Origin of the sequence: Streptomyces sp. NPDC008092, from assembly GCF_042957285.1 — a bacterium.
In the GTDB taxonomy this organism is placed as follows: domain Bacteria; phylum Actinomycetota; class Actinomycetes; order Streptomycetales; family Streptomycetaceae; genus Streptomyces.
The window spans coordinates 26237-40053 of record NZ_JBIBHY010000009.1 but is presented as its reverse complement, the minus strand read 5'-3'; the positions used below and the strand labels follow the sequence as shown (position 1 = coordinate 40053).

Genomic DNA, 13817 nt, shown 5'->3' with positions numbered 1-13817 from the left:
ATCATGACCAGGACGCGTGAGCACGGGCGGAGCCGGCTGATCCGGCTCGCCGCCACCGCCACGGCGGGCGCGGCGCTCCTCGCCGCCTGCTCGACGACCACCGGCGGTGACGACAACGGGGGCGGTTCCGCCTCGGGAGATGTGACGGTCGCCGGCACCTATCCGATCGAGAGCCTGGACCCGCACGGAGCCCAGGGCGCCTCCACGGGCACCCAGCTGGCCGCCCAGGAGATCTTCAGCAGACTCGTGAAACCCGCCGCGGACGGTACCCTCGAAGGCGACCTCGCCACCTCCTGGAAACCCGACAAGTCCGTCACCAGCTGGACGTTCACGCTGCGCTCCGGCGTCACCTTCTCCGACGGCTCCGCGCTCGACGCCGACGACGTGGTCGCCTCCTTCCAGCGGATGATCGGCCTGAACGGCCCCAACGCGGGCAACTTCCCCGGCGACACGATGACCAAGGTCTCCGCCACCGAGGTGGTCCTGCACAGCCCGGCGCCCGACGCGTCCGTCCCCGGCAAGCTCGGCACCTTCTACGTCCTCCCGTCGGGCGTCGGCAAGGACGACACCGCCTTCTTCAACCACCCCGTCGGCTCGGGGCCGTTCACCGTCGACGCGTTCACCCCGAGCGGGTCGCTGGTCCTGGTGCCCAACAGGAAGTACCGGGGCACGAAGCCCACCCTCGGCAAGGTCACCATCCGGAACATCCCCGAACTCGCGGCCCGCATGACCGCGCTGCGCACCGGCGAGGTGGACGTCGTCTGGGGCATCCCCGACGACCAACTCGCCTCCCTGAAGGGCCAGAAGAGCCTGACGGTGCAGACCGTGCCGAGCAGCGCCGAGTTCACTATGTGGTTCAACTCCTCGATCCCCGCCCTCAAGGACGCGAAGGTGCGCCGCGCCATCTGGCAGGCCGTCGACTTCGGGACGATCATCGACAAGCTCTATCCCGACACTGGCAAGGCGGCCGACGCACCCGTGACGGGCGTCGTCCTCGGCCACGTGGCGCAGCCCGCCGTCGCCTACGACCCGGCAGCCGCCAAGGCGGCCCTCACCGCGGCCGGATTCGACTTCTCGAAGAAGCTCCGGCTCCAGTTCGCCAACGACGAGTTCAAGCCCTTCGTCCAGGCCGTCGTCTCGGACCTGCAGAAGGTCGGCGTGCAGGTGGAGGCGCTGGAGAAGGAGCAGGCCGTCTTCACGGAGGACCTGCTCGCGCTCAAGTGGGACATCAACTTCCAGCAGCTCGCCACCCCCAGCTACGACGCGGCCAGCAACCTCGGCCGCCTCTACACCTGCGCGGCCAAGCGCATGGGCTACTGCAACAAGCAGCTGGACGGCCTGCTGGCGGCGGCCGGCGCGACGGCCGACAAGGCCAAGCGCACCGACCTCTACGGCCGGGCCAGCAAGATCATCTGGCAGGACGCGGTCGGCATGTACCCGATGTCGGTGAGCATCGCCTACGCCTGGAACAGCGACCTGAAGGGCTTCGTCCCCGACGCCAGCGGGCTGCCCGACTTCGCCGGCGTACGGACCGGCGGCTCGTGACCGCCGCCGGAACCGCCCGCGAACACGGGGCCGGGAAAGCGGTGGCCGCGACGGACGGGCCGGTCCTGCGGATCGAGGACCTGGTGGTGGAGCTGCCCGGCCCGCGCGGCACCCGGACCCGGGTGCTGGACGGCGTCTCCTTCGACGTGCCGAGGGCCACCACCGTGGGGCTGATCGGCGAGTCCGGCAGCGGGAAGACCATGACCGCCCAGGCGGTCCTGGGCCTGCCCCCCGAGGGCGCCACCCTGGCCGGCCGGCTGCTGTGGCACGGCGAGGACCTGCTCGCCGCCGACCCGGCACGGCGCCGTGCGGTACGCGGCCGGGAGATCGCCATGATCTTCCAGGACCCGCTCGCCGCCCTCAACCCGACCCAGCGGATCGGCCGCCAGGTCGGCGAGATACCGCGCCGCGACCGGCTGCCGCGCGCCGAGGTGAGACGCCGGGTCCTCGAACTCCTCGACCGGGTCGGCGTGCCGGATCCGGAACGGCGGCTGCGGGCCTACCCGCACGAACTCTCCGGAGGCCTGCGCCAGCGTGCCGTGATCGCGATGGCGCTGGCCGGAAACCCCGCGCTGCTGCTCGCCGACGAACCCACGACCGCGCTCGACGTCACCGTGCAGTCCCGGATCCTGCGGCTGCTGGCCGACATCCAGGCCGCGGACGGCCTGGCGATGCTGCTGGTCAGCCACGACCTGCGGGTCGTCTCGCACGTCGGCGAACGGGTCGTGGTGATGTACGCCGGACGGGTCTGCGAACACGGGCCCGCCCGTGCCGTCCTGCGGCGGCCCGCCCATCCCTACACCGCGGCCCTGGTGCGCAGCGTGCCCGCGGTCCGGACCCGTACCGCACTGGCCGACCCGCTGCCCGGCGCCCCGGCGACACCGGCGAACCGGCCGGCCGGCTGCGCCTTCCATCCGCGCTGCCCCCTGGCCCGCGCCCGGTGCCGCGCCGAGCGGCCCCAGGTGCGGGAGGTCCTGCCGGGCCGCTGGAGCGCCTGCCACTTCGCCGAGGAGGTGCCGCAGCCGTGAGCACCCGAGAACACACCCTCCTCGACGTCCGCGACCTGTACGTCGGCTACGGCGGACGGCGGGGCGGCCAGGTCGCCGTGGACGGGGTGAGCCTGTCGGTGGCGGCCGAGGAGACACTCGGGCTGGTCGGCGAGTCGGGCTCCGGCAAGACGACCGTCGCCCGGTGCGTGGCCGGACTGCTGCGGCCCGGTGCCGGAACCGTCGCCTTCGAGGGACGGCCGCTCGGCCGCGCGGGGCACCGGCCGCCCGAACTGCAGCGTGCGGTGCAGATGGTGTTCCAGGACCCGCGCTCGTCGCTGAACCCGCGCATGACGGTCGCCGCGGTCATCGGCGAGGTCTGGAGCACCCACCCGGTCACCGCACCCGAGGGCGACCGCACCGAGGCACTGCACCGGCTCCTCGCCGACATGGGGCTCGACCCCGAGGTGGCGGCGCGCCGCGCGGGGGACCTGTCGGGCGGCCAGTGCCAGCGGGTCAGCATCGCCAGGGCGCTGGCCGTACGGCCCCGGCTGCTGGTCTGCGACGAGGCGGTGTCGGCGCTCGACGTCTCGGTCCAGGCCCAGATCCTGCGGCTGCTCGTCGACCTGCGCGCGCGGCACCGGCTCGCGATGCTGTTCATCTCGCACGACCTGGGAGTGGTGCACCAGATCGCCGACCGGGTGGCGGTGATGCGCCGGGGCGTGATCGTGGAGGAGGGCCGGACCGGCGAGGTGCTGACCGCGCCGCGCCACGCGTACACGCGGGCGCTGCTGGACGCGGCCCTGGACCTGGACGACGCGGTGCCCGGGGACGGCGCCGCCGACGGCAAGGCGGTCGTATGAACGAGCGGCACAGTGCCGTGACTCCGGCACCGACCGGCTGGAACACCTGGGACGTCCGTACCCACACCGGCATGAACCGGCTGCCGGACGGACCGCGGGTGCGGTTCGGCGTCCTCGGCCCCGAAGGCCCGGTGCTCGACGGGTTCACCTGGCGCGACGGCCTCGAACGGCTCGGCCCGCACACCGTGGACGGCAGCTACGCCGAGGTGACGGTACGGGCGGCGGGCCACCGGCTGCGGCTGGAGTTCGCGGGCGGCCCCGGGGACGTGCTGGATGTGCTGGCCGAGAGCACGGGGGTGGTCGTGCTGTCCGTGGAGGGCCTGGACGGCATCGAGCAGCAGACGGACCTGGCCGCCACCGTCTGCGTGGGCGGCATCCGTTGGACGGTCACCACTTCGGCACCGGCCCGCAGAATCGAGGGCCCGGAGGGCGCGCTGGTGCTGGCCTTCGACGGCGCCGTGGAGGTACGGCTCGCGCCCCGAAGGGGCGCGGGGCCGTATCGATCTGCGGCTCCGCCGCGGGGCGCGCCCAGCCACAACGGCCCGGCAGCCGAACGACGACAGATCGCGGCCCGCACCGCGGAACGCACCTCGCTCCGCTCCACCGGCTGGCTCGGCCACGCCGCCGACGCCCTGACCCGGGCCGTCACCTGGAACACCGTCTACGCCCCGGACATCGGCCGCGTCCTGACCCCCACCTCACGGGACTTCGTCAGCGCCGGACGCAAGGGCTTCTACGGCACCTGGGCCCTGCACGCCTGGGACACGTTCTTCACCGGGCTCACCGCCTCCGCCGTCGACCGGGACTACGCGCGCGGCATCTTCCAGCAGATCCTCCCGTACGCGGACGGGGCCGGCATGATCCCGAACCGGGTCTCGGACGACAGGGGCCGCACCGACGACCGCTCGCAGCCGCCGGTCGGCGCGCTGACGGTGTACCAGGCCTATCTGGCGGGCGGTCTCGCGCCCGGGACCCGCGACACGGCGCTCCTCGACACCACCTTCCCGGCGCTGCTGGCCTGGCACGACTGGTGGCCGCGGGCCCGCCGCGGACCGCACGGGCTGCTCGCCTGGGGCTCCGACCCGGTCGCGGGCGACTCCGCGTCGGCCACCCTGGACCGGGCCAGACGCGAGTCGGGCCTGGACGACTCGCCCATGTACGACGAGGCCCGGTACGACCCGGCGACCCGCACCATGGACCTCGCCGACGTCGGCCTGAACGCCCTGCACATCGCCGACGCCGAGGCGCTGGCGGACATCGCGGGCCTCCTGGGGCAGCGCGCGACGGCCGACCGGCTGCACGCCGAGGCCGCCGCGGCCCGGGCCGTCGCCGACCGGCTGCTGTGGGACGACGAGCGCGCCGGCTACCGCAACCTCACCTCGGCGGGCACACACGATCCGCACGTCTCCCCGACGATGCTGTACGCGCTGCTGGGCGGCCTGCCGGAACCCGGCCGTGCGGCGGCGGTGGCCGCCGACCTGCTGCGGCCCGACGTGCTCGGCGGCGTGCGGCCCCTGCCCAGCGTGGCCCGCAACGACCCGGGTTTCGCCGCGACCTACTGGCGCGGCCGGATCTGGGCGCCGATGGCGTACCTCGCGGTACGCGGGCTGCGGCGGTACGGGCTGACCGGGCTGAGCCGGCCGGTGGTGGGGGACCTGCTGCGGCTGTTCCTCCACGAGTGGCACGAGCACGGCCACGTCCGGGAGAACTACCCGGCCCTCGACGGCGAGAACCTGACGAACCTCCGGAAGCGGTCGGACGGGCTGATGGCCTGGGGCGGGCTGCTGGCGTACCTCGCCTTCGGCGAACTGGCCGACGCGCGCCCGGAGGGCTGGCGGTTCGCCCACCCGGGCGAGCCGGCCGAACTGGGCAACCTGCCGCTGGGCGACGGCCGCCTCGACGTCCGGGCGGCCGACCGGCTCACCGTCCGCCTCGACGGACGTGCGCTGCTGGACATGGCGCCCGGCGTCGTCGTACGGGACTACCGGCGGACCCGTGACCGCGTCACCGGGACCGCCGAGGGCAGCGGCGACCTGCTCGTCACCCCGCCGGACGGCGGCCCGCCCGTGCCGGTGGACGTACGGGGAGCACCCCGGAGCTTCGGCTTCGGTCCGCACGGCGCCGGTGACCCGCAGGAAGGGAGTGGCGCATGAGTACGCCGACATCGGCGGTCGCGGACATCCTCGTCGTCGGCGGGGGACTCGGCGGGGTGGCCGCGGCGCTGGCCGCCCTCGACCGCGGCCGGTCGGTCCTGCTCACCGAGGAGACCGACTGGATCGGCGGCCAGCTCACCAGCCAGGGCGTACCGCCCGACGAGCACGCCTGGATCGAGCAGTTCGGTGCCACCCGGACCTACCGCGCGCTGCGCGAGGCGATCCGGGACCACTACCGGACCTGGTACCCGCTCACCGAGGAGGCCAGGCGGCGCCGGTACCTCAACCCGGGCGAGGGGCGGGTGAGCCCGCTGTGCCACGAACCCCGGGTCGGCGCCGCCGTCCTGGAGGCCATGGTCGCGCCGTACCTGGCCGCCGGCCGGCTGCGGATCCTGTACCGGCACCGTCCGGTGGCCGCCGCCGTGGACGGCGACCGGGTGCGGTCCGTGGTCGTCGAGGGCCCCGACGGCACGCGGGCCGAGGTGTCGGCGCCGTACGTCCTGGACGCGACGGAACTCGGCGACCTGCTGCCGCTGACCGGCACCGAACACGTGACGGGCTTCGAGTCACGGCGGGACACCGGGGAGCCGAGCGCACCCGACGAGGCGCAGCCGGCCAACATGCAGGCGTTCTCCTGGGTGTTCGCCGTCGACCACGTGGCCGGGGAGGACCACACTGTCGACCGGCCGGCCGGCTACGGCCGCTGGGCCGCCTACCACCCCCCGCAGTGGCCGAACCGGCTGCTGAGCCTCAGCGCCCCCGACCCGAGGACGCTGGAGACCGTACCGCGCGGGTTCACCCCGAACGCCGACTCGGGACCGGTCGTCGCCGACCAGAGCAAGGACGCGGGCGACAAGGAACTGTGGGAGTTCCGCCGGGTGTTCTCCCGGAAGCTGTACCGGCCGGGGTTCGCCGCGAGCGACGTGACCATCGTCAACTGGCCCATGATCGACTACCTGCCCGGCCCGCTGATCGGGGTGGACGACAAGGAGCGGGACCGGCACCTGGCGGCGGCCCGGGAGCTGAGCCTGAGCATGCTCTACTGGCTGCAGACCGAGGCCCCCCGTCCGGACGGCGGCACCGGCTGGCCCGGACTGCGGCTGCGCGGCGACGTGCTGGGCACCTCCGACGGGCTGGCCAAGGCGCCCTACATCCGGGAGTCGCGCCGGATCGTCGCCCGGCGCCGGATCGTCGAACAGGACCTGTCCCTCGCCGTGCGCGGCGAGCACGGCGCGGTGCGCCACCCGGACTCGGTCGGCATCGGGATGTACCGGATCGACCTGCACCCGTCCACCGGCGGCGACACCTACATCGACGTGGCCAGCAGCCCCTTCCAGATCCCGCTCGGCGCCCTGCTGCCCGTGCGGGTGCGGAACCTGCTGCCGGTGTGCAAGAACATCGGCACCACCCACATCACCAACGGCTGCTACCGGCTGCACCCCGTCGAGTGGAACATCGGCGAGGCGGCCGGGTCGCTCGCGGCGTACTGCCTCGACCACCGGCTGGATGTGGAGCAGGTGTACGAGGACGCCGATCAGCTGCACCGCTTCCAGGACGAGCTCACCCGGGCCGGGGTGGAACTGGCCTGGCCCGAGGTAAGGGGGTACTGATGGGTGGTCCTGAAGCGCCCCGGAGGGGCGCGGGGCTGCATCGACATGCGGCTCCGCCGCGGGGCGCGACCAGCCACGACGGCGCTGCAGCCGGACGACCGCGCGTCGACGGACGCGAACTGCTCACCGGTGTCGTCGTGCCGCTGGTCACCCCGATGGACCGGCCGGGACACCCCTCGGCCCCGGCCGCCGACGCCCTGCTCGGCGCGGTCGCGGCGGCCGGCGCCCGCGGCCTCATGCTCTTCGGCAGCAACGGCGAGGGGCCGCTGCTGCCCACGGCGGAACTGGGCGAGTTCGCCTTCGGGGTGGCCGAGCGCTGGCGTGAACTCACCCGCGGCGGACCGGTGCTGGTCAACGTCACGGCCCCCGGCACCGCCGAGGCGCTGGCCCGGGCGGAGGCCGTCCGCCGCGCCGAGCCGGACGCCCTGGTGCTCAGCCCGCCGATCTACTTCCACCACCGGCACGACGAGATCGTCGCCCACTACGCCGCCTTCGCCGCACTCGGCGTCCCCGTCGTCGCCTACCACGCCCCCCGCTACGGCAACCCGCTGACCCCGGCCCTGCTCGACGAACTGACCGCCCTCCCGCACCTGGTGGGCATCAAGGACAGCTCCGGCGACCGCGCGCTGTTCGGCCACGCCCTCGCGGCGGCCCGGCGGCGCGACGGCTTCGGGGTCAGCCAGGGCGCGGAGCGGCAGGCGCTCGACGCGCTGCGGCTCGGGGCCGACGGTGTCGTCCTCGGGGTGGCCAACCTGGCGCCCGCGGTGACCGTCGAGCTGTGCCGGGCGCACCGCGAGGGCCGGGACGAGGACGCGCGGCGCGCGCAGCAACTGCTCGACCAGGTACTGGCGTTGCATACCGTACGCCCCGGCGTCCCGGCGGTGAAGGCCGTCCTGGCCGGGCGCGGACTGTGCCCGCCGCATGCCGCGGCGCCCTTCACCCCGTGCTCCGAGGGGGAGCGCAAGGCGCTGCTCGACCTGCTCGCCCCCCTCGACGCGCATCTCGTACGTGCCTGATCCCCGGTCCGCGCCCGTGCCCTCTCCGGTCCGCGCTCCCTCCGTCCCGCCCGAAAGGGGTGGCCCCATGTCCGACGACAGACCGCACCGCACCGCCATGAACCGCAGATCCTTCGCCCTGGGCGTCGTCGGCGCCACGGCGACCGCCGCGTGGGGACCCGTGGCCCTGGGGTCCGCGGCACAGGCCGCCGACCGGTCGTCCGCACCGGACCGGCACGGCGCCTTCTTCGAGGAACAGACCCTCTGGGACTCCGCCGAGGGGCCGCTGGTGAGCTACCACGTCCACGCCCTCGCCGTGCTGCCCGACGACACGATCCTGGCCGTGACCGAGGGCCGCCACGAGGTGTGCGACGCCGGCCCGCGCGACCTGCTGCTGCGCCGCAGCACCGACGGCGGCCGGACCTGGGAGGCGAGCCGCACCCTGGTCGCCTCCGTGGACGGCGAGTCCTGGGGCAACCCGGCGCTGGTCGTGGACCGAGAGACGCGGGAGGTCTTCCTCTTCTACATGCTCTCGCTCCGGCTCCCGCAGAACACCTCCTGCTCGGGCGACTCCGGCGAGCTGTCCGTGATCTCCAGCCGCGACAGCGGCCGGAGCTGGGGCGAACCACGCAGCCTGGCGGGCCTGTTCGACGCCTTCCCCTACAACTGGGCGCTGCACGGCCCCGGTCCGGGCCACGGACTCCAGCTGCGCTCCGGCCGGCTGCTGCTCAACTGCCTGCACCGCAGGGTGATCGTCGGCAACACCGTGGCCCAGCGGTACTACGGCGTCGCACCGCTCTACAGCGACGACCACGGCGCCACCTGGCACGCGGCCGGCGAAGTCCCCGTACAGGTCGCGTACCCCGTCAACGAGGCGCGGATGGTGCAGCGCTCCGACGGCACCGTGCTCGTCAACGGCCGCTTCGCGTCGGGGGGTGAGAACCAGCGCATCGCCTCCGTCAGCGCGGACGACGGCACGACCTGGTCGCAGCCGGCGCTCGACGGCAGCACCGGCTCGTTCAACGCGGTGGACGCCGGCCTGCTGCGCTACACCGGCGGTCCGGGCAGCCGGCAGCCCGGGCGCGTGCTGTTCAGCCGCCCCGACTCGCCCGTCAGGTACAACATGACGGTGGCGGTCAGCTACGACGAGGGCTTCTCCTACCGGTACCAGCGGGTCGTCAACGAGAACCGCTCCTTCTACTCGGACCTCGCCCGGCTGTCCGACGGCACCATCGTGCTGCTCTACGGCTGCGACGGCGACATGGCGAGCGTCCCGCAGCGGGTCGACGTCTGCTGTTTCTCGCTCGACTGGCTGACCCGGGGCCGCGACAGCCTGCACGGCGGCCCCCACCACCGGGAGGTCGTCATCGCGTTGGCCGCAGCGGACCGCGAGGTCACCGGCGGTGCCGTGGAGACCGTCCCGGACCCGCTCGCGCGCCGTGGCGAACGGCTGGTCCTCACCCCCGAACAGGTCGGCGACAGCGTCGAGTTCACCTTCCGGGTGCCGCACACCGGCGACTACGAACTGCTGCTGCGCCACTACCGCTCGGCGGACGGCGCGCTGACCACGGTCACGCTGGACGGCACCCGGCTGCCCGCCCACGCGATCGACACCACCGCGCAGACGGCCGACGGCTTCGACCTGGCCCGCCTCGGCGCCACCCGGCTGCGCGCGGGACGGCACACCCTGCGCTGCGCGGTGACGGCACCGGGCCGGGGCGGCGGCACCCGGCTCGGCCTCGACTCGCTCAGCCTGGTCGAGGCGCCGGGCTCCGCCGACGTACGCGCCGAGGTGGTCGTGGACAACGACCGGCTGGGCTTCGCCGTCGTCAGCGGCAGCTGGCCGACCGCCACCGCCGACCCCGGCTACTGGTCCGGCAATTACCGTACGGCGCCCGCCGGTTCGGGCCAGCGCAAGGTGCGGTGGCAGCCGGCCGTGCCCCAGGACGGTGTGTACGAGATCCAGGTGTCCTACCCGCCGTCGGCCAACCGGGCGAGCAACGCCCCCTACACCGTCGTCGACGCGGACGGCACCACCACGACCGTACGGATCGACCAGCGGGCCGCGGGCACCACCGATCCGCGCGGCGGTACCTGGGTCCCGCTCGGCGAGTTCCCGCTCCGGGCCGGTCTCGGCATGTCGGTCGAGCTGACCAACGACGCCGACGGCGTGGTGGCCGCCGACGCCGTCCGTCTGCTGGGCCCGCGGACCTGAGCCCCGGCGTCAGGGCCGGGCGGCGGCCGTGAGCGCCGTGAGGAGGCCGTCGGCCAGCAGCTCCACGCGCGGCGCGGCGCCCGCCGCCACGGTGGCGCGCAGGACCGCCCTCAGCTGGGCTTCGGGGAACGTGTCGGCGTAGGCGCGGGCGTCGTCGCCCGCGTACGCCGCCGCGAGTGCCGTGCCGAGGGCCTGCGCGTGGGCCTCGGCGCAGGCGCGGGCGTTCGCCTCGGTGGCGAGACGGGCGTACGCGTGGCCGTACCCGTCGGCCTCGGGCGCGGAGTACCCGTTGGCCAGGGCGTGCTCGCGGGCGCCCGTGTGGCCCTCCGCGTAGGCGGAGGCACGGTCGTAGGCGGCGTCGTGCAGCCGCAGCAGGAGCGGGCCGAGAGCGGACCGCCAGGCGGTCCGGTCGGCCGGCGTGCCTGCGGCCGCCGCGCGGTGCAGGGCCGTCGGCGCGGCCGTGTCCGCCGTGCCCGCGAGCAGCGGCAGCACGGTGTCCGCCTGCCAGACGTGCACGGCCCGCAGCCCGGCCGGAGGCCTCGCGGTGCCGAGCAGACCGTGCAGACGGACCGCCCAGGCGTCCGCGGCGGCCGGCGGCAGCTCACCGTGGAGGGCGGTGGCGAGCTGCCACAGCCAGGCGGGCGCGCCGGCCGCGGGCGGCTCGGCGGCTCCGGTCCGCAGCGCGGTGAGAAAGGCCGCCGGGGCGGCCGTGGTGGTGACCATGTGCGCTTTCCTCGTGGCGGCGGGTCAGGCGGTCAGGGACGTGCCGTCGATCGCCACCCGGCGACCCTCCCTGGTGTGCGGGAAGTAGTCCCACACCGCGTGGTGCTGCACACTGCGGTTGTCCCAGAACACCAGCGTGCGCTCCTGCCAGCGGACCCGGCAGTGCAGCAGCGGGGTGCGGGCTATGTGCCCGTACAGCATCCCCAGCAGGGCGTCGCTCTCGGCGCGCGACAGCTGGGTGATGTGCGAGGTGTAGGGGGCGTTGACGAACAGCAGCTTGCGGCCGTTCTCCGGGTGGCGGACCACGACCGGCTGCTCGGTGCGCGGCACGTCGTACTCGGGCGGCGGGGTCAGCCCGGCGTCCGTCCAGGGCTTGGCGCCGTCGTGGAGGGCGGTCAGGCCGTCCAGGAAGCCGCGCAGGGCGGGGGAGAGCAGTTCGTAGGCGAGATGCATGTTGGCGAACAGGGTGTCGCCGCCGCTGCCGCCCTCGGGGATCGTGGTGATGTACAGCATGGAGCCGAGGGAGGGCTCGGCGTCGGCGGTGCCGTCGGAGTGCCAGCCGTTGCCCGCGACGGCCTTGGAGTCCTTGTCCGCCCTGATCTCCAGGATGTGCGGGTCCGACCCCTCTTCGGCGAGGGCGACGGGGTGCAGCTCGCCGAAGACACCCGCGAACCGCTTGTGCTCCTCGGGGGTCAGGTCCTGGTCGCGGAAGACCAGCACGTGGTGGGTGTGGAACGCGTGCCTGAGCTCCTTCTCCTGCTGCGGCGTCAGCTCACGGGAGAGGTCGAGCCCGGTGACCTCGGCGCCCAGCACCGGGGTGATCGGGGCGACGGAGAGGGTGTCGTAGGGCTCGGCGGGGCGGGTGGTGAGCCGTTCCACGGCGCGCAGTGCGTAGTCCTCCATGAGGGACCTCCTTGGGCTGGACGGGCTGGACGGGCTGGACGGGACGGACGGGACGGACGGGGCGCCGGGTCAGAGCCCGGCGTCGAGGAGTTCGGCGACCACCAGGCGGCCGAAGGCGAGGTTGCCGTGGATCGTGTCGTCGGCCTGGCAGAAGACCGGCCGCTGGTGCCCCGCGCCGTCGGTGACACGGGCCCGCAGGTCGATCAGCTCCACACCGCGTGCGGCCAGTTCGGTGCCGATGACGTCCTGGGCGGCGAAGAAGACGGCCGGTTCGGACATGCCGGGGACGCGCTGCGGCGGCATCGGGGCCAGCACCCGCAGCCCGAGGGCGGCCGCCCGGTCGTAGAAGGCGAGCGCGCCGCGGACACCCGCCCGCACCAGGTCGGCGAACAGGCCGCTGCGCAGGAACCGTTCGGGCACGGTGCCGTGCCGGTCGCGGTGGACGTCCCAGTTCTGCCGGGTGGCCACCGTGTGGGCGCTCAGCCCGAACGTGCACACCAGCGGCACCCCGAGCCCCGCGAACCCGGTCACGCCGAGCCGCTCCAGGAACTCCCGGACCAGCTGCCGCGCCGCCGCGTCCCGGAAGACCAGGTCACCGTGGCCGTCGCCGTCGCCCTCGCCGTCGTCCGCGTCGAGGAACGGCCCGAGGAAGTCCCGCCCCGAGCCGACCGGGCCGCCCACGAAGGGCAGTCCCGCCTGCTGCGCGGCCCGCCCGACACAGCCGGCGTGCGAGTCACCGAGCAGGAGGAACCGGGCCGGACCGGGGGGCGTAGTAGTCGAGTACGGCGTCGTCACACCAGTGGTCCTCTCCGCCGGCGGGGCCGGCGACGGGGGCGGTCCGTGCGGGCGCGGGCGGCGCCGGGTCCGGTTCGGGCCGCAGGGCCCGGAAGAAGTGCCGCATCACGAAGGCCACTCCGTCGGGGGTCACCGTGCGCAGGTTCGGCCCGTAGCACGCCGCCCGGTACGGGAAACCCGTGACGATCTCGTACGACGGGAAGTAGTCGACGTCGTCCGACGCGTCGGCGAGCTGGCCGGCCGCCGCGCGCAGCACCGACTTGGAGTGGGTGGTGGCGACCAGGGCGTGCCGGCCGGTGGCGGTCGCCGTCAGCGGGACCGGGGAGACCGTGAGGATCGTGCGCAGCCCGGAGTTGACGCCGCGCGCCATCGCGAGCACGTCCGTGAGGTCTCGGTGCACCCGGTCCACCGTGTGGTTGTGCAGGACGTGCCGGCCGGGGTCGTAGCGGCCGCGCACGGTACCCGGGCACACCGGCAGGACGGTGCCGGTGCGGACGTCGTGCCAGGCCTCGGTCAGCCCCAGGGTGAACACCAGTACGTCGGCCGCGGTGAGGGCGGTGCGGATCGCGTCCAGGGTGACCGCGCGGGCGCGCAGCACGTCGTCCGGCGAGCGGTGGCCGTCCGGTGCCACGGCCGGCCGGTAGGGGTCGTGGAAGGCCCCGTCCTCCTCCCACACCTCCTCCGGCGGCTTCTCCTCGCCCAGCGCCCAGGCGACCCACTGGCGCAGCGCGGCGGCCGTGTAGATGTTTCCGGTGCGGAAGGAGAAACGGCGGTAGCCGCGCGCCGCCTGCTCGGCGGCCGTCAGCCCCGGGGGCGGGAGTTCGGCGTCGTACCAGTGCATGCCCTCCGCGAGGAGGGCCCGGCCGATGTGCGCGGCGAAGCAGGAGCCGGCGGTGACGACGGGATCGTCCTGGCCGATGGGGAACTTCGGCGTCCACAGGCCGTCGATGTCCGCGGGGTCGCGCTCGGCGACCGCGGTGCGCCAGAACGACCGCGCGGGCAGGCGGGTGTACGGATGCTGCACGGGTG

11 protein-coding genes are annotated in these 13817 nt (G+C 74.4%); 7 read left to right on the top strand and 4 right to left on the bottom strand.

Annotated features, from left to right (window positions below; translation table 11 throughout):
- Nucleotides 1-3 precede the first annotated feature (3 nt).
- From ACFZB3_RS28125 to ACFZB3_RS28095, 7 genes are all read left to right on the top strand, one after another.
- Nucleotides 4-1545 carry an ABC transporter substrate-binding protein gene (locus ACFZB3_RS28125; RefSeq protein ID WP_391379904.1) on the top strand — a complete coding sequence of 514 codons (1542 nt, stop codon included), beginning with the start codon at nt 4-6 and terminating at the stop codon, nt 1543-1545.
- Nucleotides 1542-2573, top strand: coding sequence for an oligopeptide/dipeptide ABC transporter ATP-binding protein (locus ACFZB3_RS28120; RefSeq protein WP_391379902.1), 1032 nt, complete (start codon nt 1542-1544; stop codon nt 2571-2573). The genes ACFZB3_RS28125 and ACFZB3_RS28120 overlap by 4 nt, the downstream gene beginning before the upstream one ends.
- On the top strand, nt 2570-3394 hold the full coding sequence (locus tag ACFZB3_RS28115) for an ATP-binding cassette domain-containing protein (RefSeq protein WP_391379900.1): 825 nt from the start codon (nt 2570-2572) through the stop codon (nt 3392-3394). Before ACFZB3_RS28120 ends, ACFZB3_RS28115 begins: the two co-directional genes overlap by 4 nt.
- The gene (locus ACFZB3_RS28110) at nt 3391-5547 is read left to right on the top strand and encodes a trehalase family glycosidase (protein ID WP_391379899.1); all 2157 of its coding nucleotides are present in this window, start codon (nt 3391-3393) and stop codon (nt 5545-5547) included. Before ACFZB3_RS28115 ends, ACFZB3_RS28110 begins: the two co-directional genes overlap by 4 nt.
- Complete coding sequence (locus ACFZB3_RS28105; protein ID WP_391379896.1) at nt 5544-7157, top strand: FAD-dependent oxidoreductase; 1614 nt, start codon at nt 5544-5546, stop codon at nt 7155-7157. Before ACFZB3_RS28110 ends, ACFZB3_RS28105 begins: the two co-directional genes overlap by 4 nt.
- Nucleotides 7157-8173, top strand: a complete 1017-nt coding sequence (locus ACFZB3_RS28100) for a dihydrodipicolinate synthase family protein (protein WP_391379894.1) — start codon at nt 7157-7159, stop codon at nt 8171-8173. The genes ACFZB3_RS28105 and ACFZB3_RS28100 overlap by 1 nt, the downstream gene beginning before the upstream one ends.
- Before the next feature lie 67 nt (nt 8174-8240).
- Nucleotides 8241-10367: an exo-alpha-sialidase gene (locus tag ACFZB3_RS28095; protein WP_391379892.1), complete on the top strand. Its 2127-nt coding sequence runs from the start codon at nt 8241-8243 to the stop codon at nt 10365-10367.
- A 9-nt stretch (nt 10368-10376) separates the two neighbouring features.
- Here the strand turns inward: ACFZB3_RS28095 and ACFZB3_RS28090 are convergent, their stop codons facing one another.
- The 4 genes from ACFZB3_RS28090 to ACFZB3_RS28075 all read right to left on the bottom strand — a co-directional run bounded on the left by ACFZB3_RS28090 (nt 10377) and on the right by ACFZB3_RS28075 (nt 13812).
- Entirely contained in the window at nt 10377-11090 is a 714-nt protein-coding gene (locus ACFZB3_RS28090; RefSeq protein ID WP_391379890.1) for a hypothetical protein, read from the bottom strand.
- Nucleotides 11091-11114: 24 nt separating this feature from the next.
- The gene (locus tag ACFZB3_RS28085) at nt 11115-11993 is read right to left on the bottom strand and encodes a TauD/TfdA family dioxygenase (protein WP_391379888.1); all 879 of its coding nucleotides are present in this window, start codon (nt 11991-11993) and stop codon (nt 11115-11117) included.
- Between the two features lie 69 nt (nt 11994-12062).
- Complete coding sequence (locus tag ACFZB3_RS28080) at nt 12063-12788, bottom strand: hypothetical protein (RefSeq protein WP_391379886.1); 726 nt, start codon at nt 12786-12788, stop codon at nt 12063-12065.
- Nucleotides 12727-13812: a GSCFA domain-containing protein gene (locus ACFZB3_RS28075; RefSeq protein WP_391379884.1), complete on the bottom strand. Its 1086-nt coding sequence runs from the start codon at nt 13810-13812 to the stop codon at nt 12727-12729. The genes ACFZB3_RS28080 and ACFZB3_RS28075 overlap by 62 nt, the downstream gene beginning before the upstream one ends.
- Nucleotides 13813-13817 lie beyond the last annotated feature (5 nt).